Here is a 4,892-nt window from a genome sequence, read left to right as displayed (position 1 = left end):
TCCTCCCTTTCTCCTCCTCTCCTCCTTTCTCCCCCCCTCCTCTCCCCTCCCTCCCTTTTTTCCTCTCTTTTTCTCTTCCCTTCTCTCTCCTTTTCTCCCTTCTTCTGCCCCTTCCTCCCCCCCCTCTCTCCCCCCCCTCTTCCTTTTTCTCTCCTCCCCTCTTCTACTTTTTTATTTTATGTTAAAACTGTTATAATAACATAGAAAATATAAGTCTATAAATACAACCTAACTCATTGTATTATTATATTATTATACCTTCTTGCTATATTTTTTCTTAACTATGATTATTGGTATTCTCTTTTTTTAAAAGAGGATTTACACGGATAAAATAGAAACACTGAAGCAGTGATTAAAAATAAAATTTATCTTTAGTTTTTTGTTAAGTATTGTCTCTAGATGATATTAACAATATATTTATGTTATGCCAGAAAAAAGCACGGTATGTTAAATAAAAATTGGTTAAATAATAGCCTATGAATAATATGAATAATAGGCTATGGAAGTTGTGATGATTGATAAAAAAAACGTAAAACTTTGTAACTCTTTGAAAAAAACAATGAAGTTTTTTTTATTTGGGTTGAGCATCTTCAGTGTTCTTACTCTGGTAGGCTGTCGTACGATGATGACTGGTATTCTGAATCCTAAAGGGGTAATAACCTACGAAGAAAAGCAGTTATTTGTTGATGCACTTGCTTTGATGCTAATCATAATCATACCCGTTTTCATCATGAGCTGTGTCTTTATTGTTCGTTACCGTGCTAGTCGTAAAATCTTAGATTATCAGCCGAATTGGGGCCATAGTATTTTGTTAGAAGCGATATGGTGGGGAATTCCATTAGCTATTATTTTAATTCTGGGGAGTAGAACGTGGACGATGAGCCATAAATTAGATCCGTATCGCCCTATAGAGGGGGTGGGAAAACCGATGCTGCTGATACAGGTAGTAGCTTTACCATGGAAATGGCTTTTTATTTATCCAGAGCAAAATATTGCTACAGTTAACTATTTAGAGATTGCTAGGAGTGAGCAGGTTAAATTTGTGTTCACGAATGATAACGTTCCAATGAGTGCTTTTTTTATTCCTCAGTTAGGCAGCCAAATTTATACCATGGCTGGGATGCAGACACGCTTGCATTTAATTGCTTCAGCAGATGGCACTTATGAAGGGCTGGATGGGCAATACAATGGAGATGGATTTTCAGATATGTGTTTTAAGGTGAAAGTAGTGGAACTTAATGAATTACAACAGTGGTTTGCTGTTGTTAAGCGGTCAGGTAAGAAATTAACTCCATTTGTGTACCAAAAGCTTATCAAACCTTCTATCAAAGAACCTGTGCATTATTATTCGTCAGTAGTATCTAATTTATTTTCACAGATCATGATGAAGTATATGCAAACAACTACTGGAATGCCCACTCAGTGGGAACATAAAAAGCCTCATTATTAATTTAATTACTAGAAAGGATCACACTGCAATGTTAAGAGAACTTTGTTTGGGTAAGTTGACACTTGATGCTATTCCTCTTCATAGCCCGATTATTATGGGCGCTGCTATTTTCATGGCAGTGGTTTTTTGTGGAGTTTTGATATTTTTCACGATTAGTAAAAAATGGTCTTACATCTGGTATGAATGGGTAACTTCTGTAGATCATAAAAAAATTGGCATCATGTATGTTCTTTTGGCTGGTGTCATGCTATTGCGGGGGTTTTCTGATGTGGTATTGATGCGTTTACAGCAAGCTATAGCAGCAGGTGCAAATATGGGTTTTTTACCTCCCGAACATTATGATCAAATTTTTACAGCTCATGGTGTTATTATGATTTTTTTTGTAGCTATGCCATTAGTCTTTGGTCTTGCCAATATTGCTTTGCCACTACAAATTGGTGCCAGGGACGTTGCGTTTCCTTATCTTAATTCTTTCAGCTTTTGGATGACTTTTGTTGGAGCGATGTTATGTAATCTTTCTCTTGTTATAGGCGATTTTGCAGGAACAGGTTGGTTAGCTTACCCTCCACTTTCTGAATTGTATTATAGCCCTACAGTAGGCGTCGATTATTTTATTTGGTCGTTACAGATTGCGGGTATAGGAAGCCTTTTAGGGGGTATTAATTTTATTGCGACCGTGATTAAGATGCGTGCTCCGGGAATGACTTTCATGAAAATGCCTATTTTCGTTTGGACAACATTTAGTTCAATGATTTTAATTGCTCTTGCATTTCCGATTTTAACCGTTAGTTTGGGGTTGTTAACACTCGATCGTCTTTTAGGAATGCACTTCTTTAGCCAGTACGCTGGTGGCAATATGATGATGTATATCAATTTAATTTGGGCCTGGGGACATCCTGAAGTTTACATTTTAATTTTGCCTGCTTTTGGTGTATTTTCTGAAGTTGTAGCTACGTTTAGCCAAAAGAAATTATTTGGTTATGTGACAATGGTATACGCCACTCTTATTATTACCTTTTTTTCGTTTATCGTTTGGGCTCATCACTTCTTTACCATGGGCAGTGGGGGCAATGTAAATGCTGTTTTTGGTATTGCAACAATGATTATTGCTGTACCTACTGGAGTCAAAATTTTTAATTGGCTCTTTACGATCTGTAAAGGCAAAATTATTATGCACACTCCCATGCTGTGGGTATTTGCTTTTTTTATTACTTTTTCTATTGGAGGAATTACAGGGGTATTGATGTCTGTGCCGTCGATTGATTTTCAGGTTCATAACAGTCTATTTTTAGTTGGTCATTTCCATAATGTGATTATTGGTGGTGTTTTATTTGGATTTTTCTCCGGATTAATTTATTGGTTCCCAAAAGTTTTTGGTTTTCGACTTGATGAACGCTTAGGGAAATGGTCTTTTGTTTTTTGGATAGCGGGTTTTTATACTGCATTTATGCCACTTTATCTTCTTGGGCTAATGGGAGTAATGCGCCGACTTAATCATTATGCAGATGTTACCTTACAACCCTATTTCATTGTTGCGGCTGTTGGTGCAGCTCTGATTATGATTGGTCTTTTATTGCAAATCACTCAAATTATCGTAAGTATTAAGAATCGTCATAATTTGCGTGATAATACTGGGGATCCCTGGAATGGTCGAACTTTGGAATGGTCGGTAGCTTCACCTGCACCGTTATATAATTTTGCTATTATTCCAAAAATAGAGGGAAGGGATCAATTCTGGATTCAAAAACAAGAAGCTAAAAAACGAGGCCGTCCCTGGCGTGTCAATCCAGAAGATATTCAATACACAGATATCCATATACCAAAAAATACTTCAGTAGGTTTCTTGATCGCTATCTTTGCTGGGGTTTTTGCATTTGCCATTATTTGGCACATGTGGATTCCTAGTATTTTTGGATTGATTGGAGTAATTGCTACCGTAATTACGCGAACTTTTAGTCAAGATATTGACTATTATCTTAAAGCTGACACAGTAAAACAAACTGAGTTACGTCATTATGAGGAAGCATTATCATGAATCCACACATATCACTGACTGAACGTAATTACCATCAGGATTCAGATGTAACGGATATTTTTGGTTTTTGGCTTTACATTATGACCGACTGTATTTTATTTGCTTCATTATTTGCTACTTTTTTAGTATTACACCATCCTGGAGCGGTTGGTCCTTCGTTAAAGCCATTGATTGATTTACCTTATGTTTTGATTGAAACCCTCTTTTTATTAGCGAGTAATTTCACTTATTGCTTAGCTATGTTTGAGATTAGTAAAAATCAATTGCCCCTTGTCATATTGTGGTTGGTCTTCACTCTTATATTGGGTTCCGGATTCGTCATTATGGAAGTGAAAGAATTTATTCATTTAACTGCTGAACACTATGCCTGGAACGTAAGTGGTGCTACCTCTGCTTTTTTTACCCTTGTAGGAAGTCATGGGTTTCACGTTACAATAGGCTTATTATGGATATTGATAATGATTATTCAATTACTAATTTTGAAAATTAATCGGAATACAGCAAGACGAATGGTTTATTTAGGTTTGTTTTGGAATTTTTTGGATATCGTTTGGATTTTCCTCTTCACAATTGTTTATTTAATGGAGGCCATATTATGAGTGCGATACTTTCTGAAGAAACTTATGAAACTGCAAAAAAAAAATTAAGTATGTACATTACTGGAATGATTTTGTGCATGATCCTTATTTTAATTTCTTTTATGACTGTAATGTATACGACTCTTTCTAAAAAAACACTATTAGCTATTATCTTTGTATCTACCTTTATCCAATTCATAGTTCAGGTTATTTTCTTTTTACGATTAAACGCAAAAAATGAACAAAGTCAAATGAATTTAATGTCTTTTTTATTCACGATATTGATACTAGTAGTATTGATTGGTGGTTCTTTGTGGATTTTGTGGAGCTTAGATTATCGCATGATGCATTGATGGAAAGTAAGAATTAAATGCCCCCCCAATATCATGACCCATAAACTGTAAATCATTAATTTTAAAAAGTATAAAATAAATTATTGGTGACGCAGACGTCTAGTTTACCACGAGATTTTTTTCTTCTAAACAGCATAGAATGCTTCTATTGTGTAGGAAAGAAGGAAAAAAGTCTTCACTAAAGAGGATGTTACTTAATGTTAGTCTACTCATACCGGTTTTAAGCAGTGAAGATTGTAAAAAAGTAAAAAAATTGACTGCTCCATTATGGATTTTATATATATCATAGAATAAATTTATAAAATACAATCATCTAATGTTAGTAAATTCTTGTATTAAAGAATACATATCTTTTTGCTAAAAATAGCTGTTTTTTTAGATTATTTGCTAATAAGTTACTTATTTTTAACTCAATGTCCTATATTTATTTTTATAAATTTGAACAAAAGAATGGTAGATTAGATAGGAAGTTAATC

The 4,892-nt window shown here is 34.7% G+C and carries 4 protein-coding genes; all 4 read left to right on the top strand.

Going from position 1 to position 4,892, the window contains the following annotated elements; translation table 11 throughout:
• Positions 1-559 precede the first annotated feature (559 nt).
• The 4 genes from CLERM_RS03355 to cyoD are packed head-to-tail and all read left to right on the top strand — an operon-like array spanning position 560 to position 4,416.
• Entirely contained in the window at positions 560-1,450 is an 891-nt protein-coding gene (locus CLERM_RS03355) for a COX aromatic rich motif-containing protein (protein WP_236905146.1), read from the top strand.
• Positions 1,451-1,478: 28 nt separating this feature from the next.
• On the top strand, positions 1,479-3,485 hold the full coding sequence (cyoB, locus tag CLERM_RS03350; protein WP_102157176.1) for a cytochrome o ubiquinol oxidase subunit I: 2,007 nt from the start codon (positions 1,479-1,481) through the stop codon (positions 3,483-3,485).
• On the top strand, positions 3,482-4,084 hold the full coding sequence (cyoC, locus tag CLERM_RS03345) for a cytochrome o ubiquinol oxidase subunit III (protein ID WP_102157175.1): 603 nt from the start codon (positions 3,482-3,484) through the stop codon (positions 4,082-4,084). The genes cyoB and cyoC overlap by 4 nt, the downstream gene beginning before the upstream one ends.
• Positions 4,081-4,416 carry a cytochrome o ubiquinol oxidase subunit IV gene (gene cyoD / locus CLERM_RS03340; RefSeq protein WP_102157174.1) on the top strand — a complete coding sequence of 112 codons (336 nt, stop codon included), beginning with the start codon at positions 4,081-4,083 and terminating at the stop codon, positions 4,414-4,416. The genes cyoC and cyoD overlap by 4 nt, the downstream gene beginning before the upstream one ends.
• The last annotated feature ends 476 nt before the right edge of the window (positions 4,417-4,892 follow it).

The organism is Coxiella-like endosymbiont (assembly GCF_002871095.1).
In the GTDB taxonomy this organism is placed as follows: Bacteria; Pseudomonadota; Gammaproteobacteria; order Coxiellales; family Coxiellaceae; genus Coxiella.
This window is presented reverse-complemented; position numbering and strand designations above follow the sequence as displayed.